At 49.6% G+C, this 13,530-nt stretch carries 16 protein-coding genes; 7 read left to right on the forward strand and 9 right to left on the reverse strand.

What is annotated here, in order from left to right; genetic code table 11:
* The first annotated feature begins 211 nt into the window (after positions 1-211).
* The 3 genes from rseP to rpsN all read left to right on the forward strand — a co-directional run bounded on the left by rseP (position 212) and on the right by rpsN (position 2,489).
* Positions 212-1,300, forward strand: coding sequence for an RIP metalloprotease RseP (rseP, locus tag ACKFKH_RS14095; protein WP_446858944.1), 1,089 nt, complete (start codon positions 212-214; stop codon positions 1,298-1,300).
* The gene (nth, locus tag ACKFKH_RS14100; protein WP_446858945.1) at positions 1,297-1,983 is read left to right on the forward strand and encodes an endonuclease III; all 687 of its coding nucleotides are present in this window, start codon (positions 1,297-1,299) and stop codon (positions 1,981-1,983) included. Before rseP ends, nth begins: the two co-directional genes overlap by 4 nt.
* Positions 1,984-2,186: 203 nt before the next feature.
* A complete protein-coding gene (gene rpsN / locus ACKFKH_RS14105; protein WP_446858946.1) occupies positions 2,187-2,489 on the forward strand; it encodes a 30S ribosomal protein S14 in 303 nt (100 codons plus the stop codon).
* A gap of 102 nt (positions 2,490-2,591) precedes the next feature.
* Here rpsN and ACKFKH_RS14110 read toward each other — a convergent pair whose 3' ends face one another.
* Positions 2,592-2,921 (reverse strand): hypothetical protein, encoded by a 330-nt coding sequence (locus ACKFKH_RS14110; RefSeq protein ID WP_446858947.1) that lies wholly within the window; start codon positions 2,919-2,921, stop codon positions 2,592-2,594.
* Positions 2,922-3,039: 118 nt separating this feature from the next.
* Here ACKFKH_RS14110 and aat point away from each other — a divergent pair, with 118 nt between their 5' ends.
* Entirely contained in the window at positions 3,040-3,642 is a 603-nt protein-coding gene (aat, locus tag ACKFKH_RS14115) for a leucyl/phenylalanyl-tRNA--protein transferase (protein ID WP_446858948.1), read from the forward strand.
* 140 nt (positions 3,643-3,782) lie between these two features.
* Positions 3,783-4,694 carry a hypothetical protein gene (locus ACKFKH_RS14120; protein ID WP_446858949.1) on the forward strand — a complete coding sequence of 304 codons (912 nt, stop codon included), beginning with the start codon at positions 3,783-3,785 and terminating at the stop codon, positions 4,692-4,694.
* Between the two features lie 162 nt (positions 4,695-4,856).
* Here the strand turns inward: ACKFKH_RS14120 and mnmA are convergent, their stop codons facing one another.
* A complete protein-coding gene (gene mnmA, locus ACKFKH_RS14125) occupies positions 4,857-5,906 on the reverse strand; it encodes a tRNA 2-thiouridine(34) synthase MnmA (protein WP_446858950.1) in 1,050 nt (349 codons plus the stop codon).
* A gap of 219 nt (positions 5,907-6,125) precedes the next feature.
* On the opposite strand from mnmA, the gene ACKFKH_RS14130 reads away from it, so the two are divergent.
* Positions 6,126-6,866 (forward strand): SPOR domain-containing protein, encoded by a 741-nt coding sequence (locus ACKFKH_RS14130; protein ID WP_446858951.1) that lies wholly within the window; start codon positions 6,126-6,128, stop codon positions 6,864-6,866.
* A gap of 95 nt (positions 6,867-6,961) precedes the next feature.
* Here ACKFKH_RS14130 and ACKFKH_RS14135 read toward each other — a convergent pair whose 3' ends face one another.
* Positions 6,962-7,306: a hypothetical protein gene (locus tag ACKFKH_RS14135; protein WP_446858952.1), complete on the reverse strand. Its 345-nt coding sequence runs from the start codon at positions 7,304-7,306 to the stop codon at positions 6,962-6,964.
* A 99-nt stretch (positions 7,307-7,405) separates the two neighbouring features.
* The gene (locus ACKFKH_RS14140) at positions 7,406-8,779 is read right to left on the reverse strand and encodes a GH1 family beta-glucosidase (RefSeq protein ID WP_446858953.1); all 1,374 of its coding nucleotides are present in this window, start codon (positions 8,777-8,779) and stop codon (positions 7,406-7,408) included.
* 236 nt (positions 8,780-9,015) lie between these two features.
* On the opposite strand from ACKFKH_RS14140, the gene ACKFKH_RS14145 reads away from it, so the two are divergent.
* Positions 9,016-9,207: a hypothetical protein gene (locus ACKFKH_RS14145; RefSeq protein ID WP_446858954.1), complete on the forward strand. Its 192-nt coding sequence runs from the start codon at positions 9,016-9,018 to the stop codon at positions 9,205-9,207.
* A gap of 153 nt (positions 9,208-9,360) precedes the next feature.
* Here the strand turns inward: ACKFKH_RS14145 and ACKFKH_RS14150 are convergent, their stop codons facing one another.
* From ACKFKH_RS14150 to psaB, 5 genes are all read right to left on the reverse strand, one after another.
* On the reverse strand, positions 9,361-9,501 hold the full coding sequence (locus tag ACKFKH_RS14150; protein ID WP_446858955.1) for a photosystem I reaction center subunit IX: 141 nt from the start codon (positions 9,499-9,501) through the stop codon (positions 9,361-9,363).
* A gap of 23 nt (positions 9,502-9,524) precedes the next feature.
* Positions 9,525-10,022: a Photosystem I reaction center subunit III gene (locus tag ACKFKH_RS14155; RefSeq protein ID WP_446858956.1), complete on the reverse strand. Its 498-nt coding sequence runs from the start codon at positions 10,020-10,022 to the stop codon at positions 9,525-9,527.
* A 24-nt stretch (positions 10,023-10,046) separates the two neighbouring features.
* Positions 10,047-10,196, reverse strand: a complete 150-nt coding sequence (psaI, locus tag ACKFKH_RS14160; protein WP_446858957.1) for a photosystem I reaction center subunit VIII — start codon at positions 10,194-10,196, stop codon at positions 10,047-10,049.
* A 158-nt stretch (positions 10,197-10,354) separates the two neighbouring features.
* Positions 10,355-10,918 (reverse strand): photosystem I reaction center subunit XI, encoded by a 564-nt coding sequence (locus tag ACKFKH_RS14165; RefSeq protein ID WP_446858958.1) that lies wholly within the window; start codon positions 10,916-10,918, stop codon positions 10,355-10,357.
* 212 nt (positions 10,919-11,130) lie between these two features.
* On the reverse strand, positions 11,131-13,353 hold the full coding sequence (gene psaB, locus ACKFKH_RS14170; protein ID WP_446858959.1) for a photosystem I core protein PsaB: 2,223 nt from the start codon (positions 13,351-13,353) through the stop codon (positions 11,131-11,133).
* Positions 13,354-13,530: the final 177 nt, after the last annotated feature.

Below are 13,530 nucleotides of genomic sequence, written 5' to 3' on the forward strand. Positions count from 1 at the left end.
TGGCGATTAAAACCGCAGCTAAGAGAACAAAATTCGCCTTCGCGGATTAACAGAAGTCTAAGTAGGTTCAGGCTACGAAGCTAACTGCATTCGCCAGCTTAAATTCTAGAATGGGCGTTCTATCATCCTTGAGTAGTAAAGTTTCTTAACAACTCTGAGGACACCTTAGAATAGAGAGATATTCACATCAAAAGCTTACGAGTCTTTGCCTATGTCAGTCCTGGCAGTTATCGCCCTTCTCGCAGTCTTGATCTTTGTCCACGAACTGGGTCACTTTCTGGCTGCTCGACTTCAGGGTATTTATGCAAATCGGTTTTCGATCGGCTTTGGCCCCATTCTCTGGAAATATCAGGGATCGCAGACAGAATATGCCCTTCGCGCATTGCCATTAGGCGGATTTGTGGGCTTTCCCGATGATGATCCTGACAGCGACATTCCCCCCAATGATCCCAATCTGTTGAGAAATCGTCCCGTTTTGGATCGGGCGATCGTCATCAGTGCAGGGGTGATTGCGAACCTGATTTTTGCTTACTTTGTGCTGGCGGGGCAGATGGCGATCGTCGGTTCTCCTGCTGTTGATTATCTCCCTGGCGTGGTGATTCCCAAGGTGACTCCTCAAGAAGTGGCGGCGCAAGCGGGCATCAAAGATGGAGACATCATCGTGGCGGTCAACGGTCAAACCTTGGATGCGACGAGTCAGGCGGCGACGGATTTGAGAAACGCGATCGAATCGAGTCCCAATAAGCCCCTCCAACTCAGCGTCCAACGCCAATCCGAGAATCTGAACCTCAACGTCACCCCGTCCGACGTGAATGGTAAAGGCAGAATCGGGATTGCGCTACAGCCTCATGTCAAAAAGCAGCCGGATGGCAAAGCTGTCTACTACAAGCATCCTGCTAACATTTCGGAGGTATTTGGTTGGGCGGCTGACGAGTTTCAGCGTATTGTGGTGTTGACGGTGCAAGGCTTTGGGCAACTGATTAGCAACTTTAGCAAAACCGCAGAACAGGTATCGGGTCCAGTGGCGATCGTGGCAACTGGGGCCAAAATTGCTCAATCAGATGCGTCCAGTCTGTTTAACTTTGCAGCGCTGATCAGTATTAACCTGGCAGTCATCAACATCTTGCCCTTGCCTGCATTGGATGGTGGTCAACTCGCCTTCTTGCTGATCGAAGGTCTGCGCGGTAAGCCCCTTCCCAGCAAAATTCAAGACGGCGTGATGCAAACTGGATTGGTTTTGCTGTTGGGATTGGGCGTTTTCTTGATCATTCGCGATACCGTCAATTTGATTCCACAGTGAGTACGCGCAAACTATCCGCTAAAAAACAGCGTGCATTGGAGATTCTAATTCGGCTAAAACGCCTTTACCCCGAAGCTCCTTGCACGTTGGACTACGAAACTCCCGTTCAGCTAATGGTTGCGACCATCCTCTCGGCTCAATGCACCGACGAACGGGTAAATCTGGTTACGCCTGAGCTATTTCGCAGATTTCCTGACGCGGCGGCTTTGGCGGGGGCTGACTTGGCTGAGATCGAAGAATTGGTACGTTCTACAGGCTTTTACCGCAACAAGTCCAAGAATATTCAGGGGGCTTGTCGGATGATCATGACTGAATTTGGCGGCAAGGTGCCCAAAACGATGGAGGAACTGCTGCGTCTGCCAGGGGTCGCCCGCAAAACTGCCAATGTCGTCTCAGCCCACGCCCACGGCATCAATTTGGGAGTCACCGTCGATACCCACGTCAAACGCCTCACCTATCGGCTGGGACTGACCAAAGAGACAGAACCCGTCAAAATCGAGCGAGACCTGATCAAGCTGATCCCTCAACCTGACTGGGAAAATTGGTCGATTCGTCTGATCTACCACGGTCGCGCCATTTGCAACGCTCGAAAACCACAGTGCGATCGCTGTGCCCTTTCTGATCTGTGCCCCTCCGCCAACCTATCCCAAAAACCGCTAGAAACCGCAGTCAGCGAGTCTTAAATTGACGTGAAGTTGAGACCTCGCTTTGTTATTCGGCGCTTCTGCCCGCCAAACCCTCCATTCTAGGGAACTTCAAATCAAAGATCTTGGATTCAATGATTGTGATTTGGTTTCTCCTCACGCCTCACCCAAAAATTCTCTCCCCCTTCTCACCCTTCATTCGGTACAATGAGAGGCACTGTCTTTTTATGGTTTGACGATTCATGGCTAAGAAGAGCATGATTGAGCGCGCTAAAAAGCGTCAAGAAACGGTCGAGAAGTACGCTGAGAAGCGACAAGAACTCAAAGAACAGTTCGCGAAGGCCACCTCTCAGCAACAAAAGCTGGCAATCCATCGCGAAATTCAGCAGCTTCCTCGCAACAGCGCTCGTGTGCGGGTTCGTAAGATTTGTTGGGCAACGGGTCGTCCGAGAGGCGTTTACAGCGATTTTGGTCTGTCTCGCCACGTTTTGCGCGAAATGGCTCACCAGGGTTTGTTGCCAGGCGTGGTCAAGTCTAGCTGGTAAGAGAGTTTTGAGGGCTGAGTTCTTAAGTTTTTGGGTTGGAGAGATTCAACTCAAAGCGGCAGGCTCAAAACTCAAAGCTTTTTTATAGGTTAATTTTATTCGTTACTGTCCACAACAGCGATCGATGCCCAGGCTGTCGAGCAGCAGATCACTAACGGCGTTGGCGACGGCAAATTCGCTATAGAAACTTTGTGAAAAGTCAAACGCCTGCATTTCTGAAATAATCGCCATCACCAGCGCACCCAGATCGTTCTCATCTTCCATACGCTGCCGAACGTAGATCTGAGCCGCACGTTGGGCGATCGTTCCGTTAATCGCTTCGGGCAAAAATTCCTGGTCTAGCCACTGTTGAAGATTTTGCTGTAACCAGGCTCCTTCCTGCTCTGGATGTTTGGCAGGGGGTAATGTGATGGGTGGAATGGGTTCAACCATTGGGACACCTTCCGCGATCGGCTAAACTATCCAAACTATACACTCACCCGTTTGTGATTGGTGATCTGTCCGTTGTCATTTGTAATGATGGACGTTTTTGTAATGATGGACTTCAGGGATGGACGACCCTGCAACTACCGCTATGCAGATTGATGTTGCCTCCATCGTCGAAGGGTATGCTCAGGGTTATTTCTTGATGGCGGACGACTCAGGCAGTGATCTGAGTTGGTATAGCAGTCGAGAGAGAACGTTGATTCCGTTGGATGATCGCTTTCGCTATCCCAAATCGTTGCAGCGCGTTCTCAATCAAGAGCGGTTTACGGTGGCCATCAATCGAGATTTTAAGTCAGTGGTAGAAGGGTGTGCCGATCGCGAGACGACCTGGATTTCTGAGCAGATGAAGGAAGTCTATTGGGAGTTGCACAAGGCGGGATGGGCCCACAGTTTTGAAACCTGGCAGGGCGATCGATTGGCAGGTGGCATTTTAGGAATTGTGATTCGTGGAGCGTTTATCGGCGAATCGATGTTTTTTCGGATTCCAGAAGGTTCTAAAGTCGCGATGGTCAAGCTGGTGGAGCGATTGAGAGATCGGCAGTTTGTCTTATTTGATGCTCAGATGATGAATCCTCATTTAGAGCGATTTGGGGCGTATGTGATTAGCAGTCGAGGCTATAAGGATCTGCTGCGATCGGCTTTAGAGCGCCCCTGTTCCCTTGAGTAGTACGATCGGGTAGATCAATTTAAACAGCAAAGTCTTTTGAATTACATTCAGTAAACCCTACGTGTAATTTCTGGATTTATCCTCTGGGTTCGTGTAAATCATAGGGTAAGTAAACCAGAAAGAATAATGGGGAGGCTTTGATGAAGCGAAGTTGGATTTTGTCAGTGAGCGCGATCGTCGGAGTTTTTGCAGCGGTCACCCATTCTCTCCCCACGTCTGCTCAAACTCAATCTGTCACGAACCCTACTCCCTCAGTTGGGCTGAGATTTGGAGGGCGATCGCCCCTTAATCAAGCAAACTTTGTCATGACAGAATACTTTGGAGACTGCCAGAGTACGGTGATTTCTGAACTGGAAGCGAGTTTTATCTCAGAAAAAACGCCGCCTGCTCCTCATCGCCGTGTGATCATTCGCAATGTCACCCAGGGAGTGAGCGCCAATCCTTATCCCTATACCGATCGGGAATATGACGAACGTCGCCCCACCTCCGAAACCGCCCGCGCTTCGTTAGGCAATACCCACGACAGACGACGCTTTAACCTGGTAGAAGGCAACAACGAGTTTCAGTATGAGATTAAAGAGCGCAATCGGGTGATCGATTCGGGTAAATTTAGCGCTCAAGTGCTCAAAAGATTGGAGCGAGTCCAAAGTGACGCAAAGTGGGAGCAGAAAAAAATCTGCAAAAATTCCAGCGTTTCACTGAATGAATGCGCCGATATTCGTAAGGTGCGCGAATTTAAATGCAGGGATGGCAGAGTCTTGCAATCGATTATGGAACCAGACGATCGCGAAACCTACACCCGCATCTCAAACCATACCAGCAGCGTGATTGCCTTCACGGTTGACGGAGACTCAGAAGTACTGAATCCGGGCGACTCTAGACGCTTTTCTTCTAACTCGTCGTTTGGGCTAAAGGTAAGATTTAATAGCACTTGCGCGGATTGCGATCCCACGACTTCAACCACGCTGACGATCGGAAAGCGGTATGTATTTAGACGATCGGGCAGTGGGACAGAAAGGGTTTTTAAGCTAGTTTCGGGTGGGTCTGATTAGCTAGGATTGGGAAGTCGATGCAGTTTTTTGCTTCGGTGTTCAGCCCTTCAGCCCCCCAAATCTCCCACGAGTCAGGGACTTTGAACCAGAAACCTGGTGTGAAGGTTAGGGACAACAGATCTGAACACCAAAGCGAAAGACCTTCATCAAATTGACCTCTCTTTACCGCTTTTCGATGATGCCGCCGCCGAGTAGCACTTCTTGGTCGTACCAGACAGCTGCCTGACCGGGCGTAATACTGAACTGAGGATCGTCGAAGACAATGCGGATACGATCGTTAGCCAGTGGAATCACCGTCGCAGGCATCGCAGGCGATCGATAGCGGATTTGCACATCGGCATGAATGGGCGCAGTTGGTTTTGCGATCGACACCCAGTTAACGCGCTGTACGCTGCATTCGGTTTCCCAGGCTTCAGAACGATCGCCGACAATCACGCGGTTGCGTCCGGCATCCAATCCGATCACGTAGAGCGGCTCACTGTGGGCGATTCCCAGCCCTTTGCGCTGTCCGATCGTATAGTGATGAACGCCTTCGTGCTGACCCAAAATTCGTCCCGCTTGATCTACGATGTCACCTTTTTGGGGCGTGATGTATTTATCGAGAAACGACTTCATAGAGCCATTAGCTTCGACGAGACAGAGGTCTTGACTTTCGGGCTTATCGGCAGTGTGGAGTCCAAATTCAGCCGCGATGCGACGAGTTTCAGTTTTGGGCTGATCGCCGAGCGGAAACACGACCTGAGCGAGCACATCCTGGCTGAGATCGTAGAGAAAATAGGACTGATCTTTGGTGCGATCGACCGCCCGCCACAGTTCATGCCGTTGGGTCTGCGGGTTGTATTGAATGCGTGCATAGTGCCCCGTGGCGATCTTCTCGATCCCTAACTCCCGCGCAAAGGTGAGCATCGGGCTAAATTTAACGGCTTTGTTGCACTGAGAACACGGGAGCGGCGTAATGCCATCGCCATACCCGGTCACGAGATAATCGATGATGTTTTCCTGGAAGCGATCGCGGCTATCGACAATGTGGTGAGGAATGCCCAAAAATTCACAAAGTTTGGCAGCGTCTACCATGCCTTCAGAGCAGCACTGACCTTTCCCCTTCATCAACCAGAGGGTCAAGCCAACCACTTCAAAGCCTTGATTGTGCAAAACGGCTGCTGCAACTGAGCTATCGACTCCGCCGGAGAGTCCGACTACAACTTTGTTCATGGGACGAAATACGCGAATGCTTCTCTAGGCTAACACTTGGGAGGAGTGAGGAGTGAGGGGTGAGGAGTGAGGAGTGAGGGGTGAGGAGTGAGGAGTGAGCCTTTGAATTTGAGAACTTTTATCCCTCATTCTTCCTGGCGAAGCGGAATGAAGTTCTCCCTTATCCCTTCTGTATGTTATGCTGACCGCAAAATTTGGCAGTCAAGGGATTCATCTGCTATGACCTGCATTTCTGATTATTATCGTCACGCTATTTCAGTTTTGTTTAAGACTCGATTCACTTTTTTGATCGCGATCGCGTGTATTTTGTCATTTTCGGCGCTGATTAAACGCGCTGACGCACAGGTTTCTTCTGATATCAATCTGCCGCCCGCGCCTTCGGTTGCGCCTTTGGAATTACCCACGGTTAACCCCAATAATGTTGTCCCGGTTCCTGGAGAGCGAGTTTATCAAGCGCCGCCTGTCGCAAATCCTCCTTTGTTTAGTCCACCTGCGGCTAACTTGAATCAATATCGGGTGTTTGTGAATGGGGATAGCCCGCTCCTTTTGCAGGAAGTGAAGCGAGTTGAGCCGGGGGCTTTTGTGCAACGGTTGGATGGGCGCAGGGTGATTCAGGTGGGGGTGTTTCGCACCGAAGCTAATGCACAGCAGCAAGTAGCAAAACTGGCATTGCAAGGAATTTCCAGTCAAATTGCTGTCGGCGGCACAGGCTCACTCATTGGTGAAAACAGTGCAAGAGGCTACTACGTCGTGGTTCCAGGAAATCGATCGACTCTGCCAGAACTGCGCGATCGAGCCATTCGATTAGGCGTTCAGCAAAATTCAATTCAACTGCGCGATCGACCGTTGGGGCCCCATGTGGCGATCGGCCCATTTGGTCAAATTGGGGAGGCAGAAACGATGCAGCGCTATCTCAGAGAAAAGGGCAGTTTGGATACGAGAGTATTTTTCGATCGCTAGTAGCCCTGGCAGGATAAGCCTCATCCCTCCTCGCGAAGCGGATTACCCCCAAAGGGGGAACAGATCATCGAAGTTCTCCCTCATCCCTCCCCTAACTAAACAGCTTGCCCGACCATCCAGCCCACCCCTAAACCAATCCAGGCGGTTGCAGTCAGTAGGCAGCAGGCTTGAAGCTCAGTAAATTCGGACGTTTGCAAATCGATGCGGGCTAGAAATTCGGCACTGACCATCATCACGATCGGCATAAACAGCTTGAACCAGGTCAGAAAAATCGAGGCAAAGGCGGCAAGTCCGACCAAAGCGCAAAATGCTACGGTGTCTGATTTGAACCAGCGTTTAACCATGCGTTGAAGTCCTTGTAGGGGATGCATCAGCACGATCGCGACGAGCAATCCCCAGCCGATCGCCATGCCCCACAAAAAATGGGAATGAGTGGTCAAGGTTAGAAATTTCCCGAAGATCACATACGCAACCAACAGCAGAGAAAGGGACAGGCAGGGGAGTTTTTTGGGGGTGAACATTTGAGTTTGTGATAGCGTTTAAACAACTCGATTTTGACGAATACAATCTGTGTACCAGTGATAGCTTGATTTTGGGAGACGCTTTTGGGTGCGATAGTCAATGTAAGTGATACCAAACCGTCGATCGTACCCCCAAGACCACTCAAAGTTATCCATCAAGCTCCAGATAAAGTACCCTCTGATCGGATACCCTTCGCTAGAGGCACGATGAACTGATTGAAGGTATTGTCGCAGATAGAGAATGCGATCGAGATCCATCACTTCCCCGTTTGAGTTGACTTCATCTTGTGCAGCGCAGCCATTTTCTGTGATGTAAATCGGTAAGTCGGGACGATTCAGCGTTTCGCTAACGTGACGAATGCCCCAATATAAACTTTCGGGTACGATTTGCAGCCACGGCATATGTAATTTTGGATACCCTTTAGGAAAATCAACCCATTCACAGCCCTGATCGTTGCCGGATGCTCGAATGTATGTTCCGGTATATATATTTAATCCTAAAGCATCGATCGGCTGATGAATGGTTTTCAAATCATCGTCTTGTATCTCTGGGGCATCTTCTCCCAGTTGTTTGAGTAATAATGGACTGTACTCGCCAGTAATCGATGGATAGATGATTCCACCATTCCCACAGTGATATGGAAATGCTTTTTTAGCGGCTTCAATATGATTGGGCGATTCATTTAACGGAACAGTCACACCAAAGTTATCCACCAGTGCCACAGAACAAGGGACAGGCGTAGCGGCTCGAATGGCTTGACAGCCCAAACCATGTGCCAATAGAGCATGATGAGAGGTTTGCCAGACGGCTTTGCGATTTTTGACGCGAGTTCCGGGGGCATGTTGGGCCGGTTTCCAAACGTCGTAGCTCATGTGAGTAAAACAGGTGATTTCGTTGAGCGTCATCCAGTGTTGAATGCGATCGCCCAGCCGCGTCACCGTAGCGGTCACATAGTCTGCAAAATCCTGCGCCATTTCTCGACTTTGCCAGGAGCCGTAGCGCGTCTCTAACGCCTGGGGACTGTCCCAGTGAAACAGTGTCGCATGAGGCGTAATGCCATGTTTGAGCAAACAATCAACCAACCTGCGATAAAAATCCACGCCCTTTTCGTTGACCGCCCCGCGCCCATCGGGAACAATCCGACACCAGGAAATGCTAAAGCGGTAGTGTTTGATACCCAGGTCGGCCATCAGCTTTATGTCTTGCTCATAGCGATGATAATGGTCACAGGCGATCGCTCCCGTGTCTCGATTGCGAGTCCGTCCCCATTTTTGGCTAAACACATCCCACACGCTGGGTTTGCGTCCATCTTCTTGAGCGGCTCCTTCAATTTGATAGGCAGCAGTCGCCGCCCCCCACTCAAAGTCTTCTGGAAATTGGTAGCTGGTCATGGTTTGTTTGGCAGGCTCTCACTCAGGATAGTCTGAACCCAAAAGTCGTTCAACCTTTGACCACGCAAAAATCCCTAATCCTGATAGAGGTTTAGAATCCCTCTGTGAAAAATTGGGGTTTGAAATCTTCGTTAATATTCTTGAAACTTCAAATCAGCAATGTCCCTCTAGAGATACTTTGTCAACTTTGGGGGGTTGCTATAGTGAGTGAATTGAGTGAGAGGAAAAACCTTAAAATGGCAGACGCAGGATATTCGGTTTTCTTTCTCTTTGGCTGCATCTGGATTGTGTTAGCAATTGCTGTTTGGGTCTTCGTTCTCAAAGCTGAAGGGCTGCCGCTCAAAGTAGACAAATGGGCGCTTGTGGTGGCGGTGCCAATTATTCTTCCTTTGATTGCTGCGTTTGCGATCGCGGCTATTTACCGCTAATAACATCTGTAATAAAGATGGAGAATTTGCCCAGAGTAGAGGCTATCAGGAATGCACTTGTAAACACAACTACAAACAGCATCGCGAACAGCAAAGACAAATTCTCACATCACGATTAGGAATGAAGAAAGCCGACTTGAAATCTACAAAAAATTAGGGAATGGGATGGAAATAAGTCCCATACTGCAATCCTGGAAACAGGTAATTTAACTCAATCAGGATTGTAGAAATGATAACTAGCGTCACGATCGCCACAACGGGAGCGCTGGTCAGATACTTCGCAAGATATTGCATGATTTGAACTCCTGAAGATGAGACTAGCGAGGTGAAACGGGGATTTCGTTATCTTTTGCGGTTAGTTCGCCACTGACGAATTCTTTGAGCGCGAGCAGCGGCCATAATAAGCCTTGCAGAATTGAAGCGATCGCTACAGGCAGATTGATAAAAATCTCCATTTCTTCTGGCTTGTCAGCTTTGTTAGCTTTGAGTAAGTAAGCCCGCCCTGACCAACCAATAAAGCCAGCTACATAGAGAAAAAGTGAGAAGGGCGCAAGGACATCAAGGGCTAAATCGAGGCGATCGAGCGGTAGGTGAGGCAGTCCGTCTTCTCCACACAGCAGCTCTGAAGAATAGGCTTCAAACGGCTTGGTGTAGTAGTAGTTGTTTTTTGGGGCATTTTCTCGACGCTGTTGAAAGGCGGCAGACTCACCACAGGGCACCAGTGTCGTATTGACAGCAAGGGCAGGTGATAGGTGAGTAAATGAGATCGTTAATGCAGAAAGGAACGTCAGCAATAATAGAAATAGTTTGTTCACAAAAATGGCTCCTATTTGCAAAAGTTAAGGTTCTTCGGTTGGAGATTCTCGCTCAATCCATAGAAAAATGATTGCAAAAATGGGAAACGGCAGAATGTAAAAGATTAAAGGAATCATAATCCAGGGTAACCATGAAAGCGAATAGTGTCCTGTGAGTTGAGTTAAGTCGGCCATGATCGTTTCTCCAGGTAAAAGTTGCTAATCAAACGTCTATTCGATGAAGATTTTCCGCTTCGTTATTGGGATCTTCTGCCCCCCAAACTGCCAATTCTGGGGACTTTTGGATAAGCATTTCGATCGCGAGTTCAGCGGAGAATTTTATCGAAGTTACGTTAACCAAACCATTGGCTCAAGGCCATTCCTACATTGACTTTGCCGCGTAAGATAGCGTCGAGGTCGTCAAAGTTTTCGAGTAGGGCGTACGCGAATAATGCGCCACCTGTTGCACCGAGCAAAATTCCGCCGCCAATTTGAAACCAGTCTTCTTTTTTACGCAGCGGTCTTAGGTCATCTTTGGAGTGCGAATTGTAGGTGCCTTTGGGATCACCTTGAAAGGTTGCCGACGCAAAAATTGAGATGCCCAAACAGGCTGAAACCGTGATGTAAATAGCGGTAATTAAACCACTTAAATTGGCCCCGTGAGCCGTTTCTCGCAGCGGCCCGACGACGACTTCTGGGCCGACCAAAAAGTAGCCGTGCGCCATGCCAATTTCTAGTCCGCGCATAAAAGGCGTAAGCCCCGGACGATAGGCGGGAAGATTGCGAATAAAAGCATTGACGATCGGCGAGTCGTTAATCGGAGTCGATAAATTTGCCAACCAGGGATCGCCTTTGTAGGGCTTGATCGGGTCATTCTCATAGGGAGAAGACAACGTAGTTTCCTGAGTCGATGTCATATCCTTTCACCTTGTTGAGCGATTGATAGGAAAAGTCCCGATCGTGATAGCCCATGATCAGGACTCCTGAGACGAGAGGAGAGTTGCCTCAAGCTTTTTTGGAGAAGTGAGGAGTGAGGAGTGAGGTGTGAGGTGTGACTGAGGACTAAAAATGTTCTTTCGTCCAAAGTTCAATGTCTAATGTCTCTCATCTTTCCCCCTCACCCCTCTCGTCAGTTAAACTTGCCAGCCGTTGCGCCTATTAGAAAGGCTCCATAAGTGGCAATGTAGCCGACCGTAAAGTGAGTTAAGCCGACCAAGCGACCCTGGACGATCGACAACGCAACGGGCTTGTCTTTGGGGTAGCCAAACGATAGAGGCGTGTTTTCGTGGGCCCACATCAGGGTTTCGATTAGCTCTTGCCAGTAGCCTCGCCATGCGATCAAGAACATAAAGCTGACAGCCCAGGCTAAATGTCCGAAGAGGAACATCCAGGCCCAAACCGCTAGATTACTAGTTCCATACGGGTTATAGCCGTTGATTAGTGGGGCAGAATATTGCCAGAGATAATCGCGGAACCAGCCCATTAAGTAAGTCGAACTTTCGTTAAACTGCGCCACGTTTCCTGACCAGATGGCGAGATGCTTCCAGTGCCAGTAAAACGTCACCCAACCCAGCGTATTCAACATCCAGAATGTCGCCAGATAGAAGCTATCCCAGGCAGAAATATCGCAGGTGCCGCCTCTTCCGGGCCCATCGCAGGGGAAGGCGTAGCCAAAATCTTTCTTGTCGGGCATTAGCTTAGAGCCACGGGCATCAAGTGCGCCTTTGACTAAAATCAATGTCGTGACATGCAGACCGAGCGCAATCCCGTGATGAACTAGAAAATCACCGGGCCCAATGGTTAAAAACAGTGAGTTTGTTCCATTGTTGACCGCTTCTAGCCAGCCCGGAAGCCACACATTCGCGTAGTTGGGCCAGGCGGTCGCCGCCACACTGTCTGAGTTAGACAAGAGCGTATCGATGCCGTAAAGCGCCTTCCCGTGAGCCGCCTGAATGAATTGGGCAAACACTGGCTCGACCAAAATTTGCTTTTCAGGACTGCCAAAGGCGACCTCAACATCGTTGTGAACATACAATGCCAAGGTGTGGAAACCCAGGAACATTGACACCCAACTCAGGTGAGAAATGATCGCTTCTTTGTGTTGCAGAATGCGTTCCAGCACATTGCCTTTATTCGCCTCTGGCACATAGTCCCGAACTAGAAAGATCGCCCCGTGAGCAAAGGCACCCACCATCAAAAATCCAGCAATGTATTGGTGATGAGTATACAGTGCTGCCTGAGTCGTAAAATCCTTGGCAATAAAGGCATAGGGCGGCATCGAGTACATATGCTGCGCTGTGAGTGAACTGGCGACTCCCAGGGCTGCTAAAGCAAACGCTAGTTGGAAGTGCAGAGAGTTGTTCATCACGTCATACAATCCCTGGTGCGGCAGGTTGAAAGGGCCTTCCACTTTCGTTCCAAAGAATGTCTTGGCGTTGGTCATTTCCTTAATACTGTGACCAATCCCGAAGTTGGTGCGATACATATGTCCCGCGACGATTAACAGAACAGCGATCGCCAGATGGTGATGCGCCATATCCGTCATCCACAGCGATTGGGTTTGGGGATGAAAGCCGCCCAAAAAGGTGAGAATGGCGGTTCCTGCGCCCTCAGACGTGGCAAACAGATGCTTGGCGGTGTCAGGGTTTTGGGCATAGACGCTCCAATTGCCTGTAAAGAAGGGCATCAAGCCAGCCGGATGGGGACGCACTGACAAGAAGTTATCCCAGCCGACATGCTGACCGCGAGACTCCGGAATGGCAACGTGAATCAGATGACCCGCCCACGCGAGAGAGCTGAAACCAAACAATCCTGCCAGGTGGTGATTGAGCCGAGACTCTGCATTTTTGAACCAGGATAAACTAGGCCGAAATCGCGGCTGCAAATGTAACCAGCCTGCATAGAGAAATACTGCCGCTAATAGAATCAGGAATAGCGCGCCCGCAAAGAGATCATTGTTGGTTCGCATTCCGATCGTATACCACCAGTGATAGACCCCCGAATAGCAAATATCAACCGGGTTGAGCGCTCCAGCCTGCGTGTAAGCCTCGATCGCGGCTGGCCCAAACTGAGCATCCCAGATTGCGTGAGCAATGGGACGATTGTTAATCGGGTCTTGAATCCACTGTTCAAAATTGCCTTGCCACGCTACGTGAAACAGAATGCCAGAGATCCACAAAAAGATGATCGACAGATGACCAAAGTGAGACGCAAAAATCCTTTGATAAAGATTTTCTTCCGTCATGCCATCGTGACTTTCAAAATCGTGGGCCGTGGCGATCGCGTAGAAGATCCGCCGAGTCGTGGGATCTTGAGCGAGGTCTTTGCTAAATTTTGGGAATTTAGTCGCCATAGTTAGCTATTGCGTTGTAGTGGTTAACTTTAATGGAGGTGAGGAGTGAGGGGTGAGGGGTGTTCCACAGAAGGGAATCCGCTGCGGTTAGAGATCTTGGAAGCCCCCTAAATCCCCCACAAGTGAGGGACTTTGAACTAGAATTCTTGTCTTAAGTCCCCCAGAATGGGGGGTTGG

The sequence above is a fragment of the Phormidesmis sp. 146-20 genome, assembly GCF_052939475.1.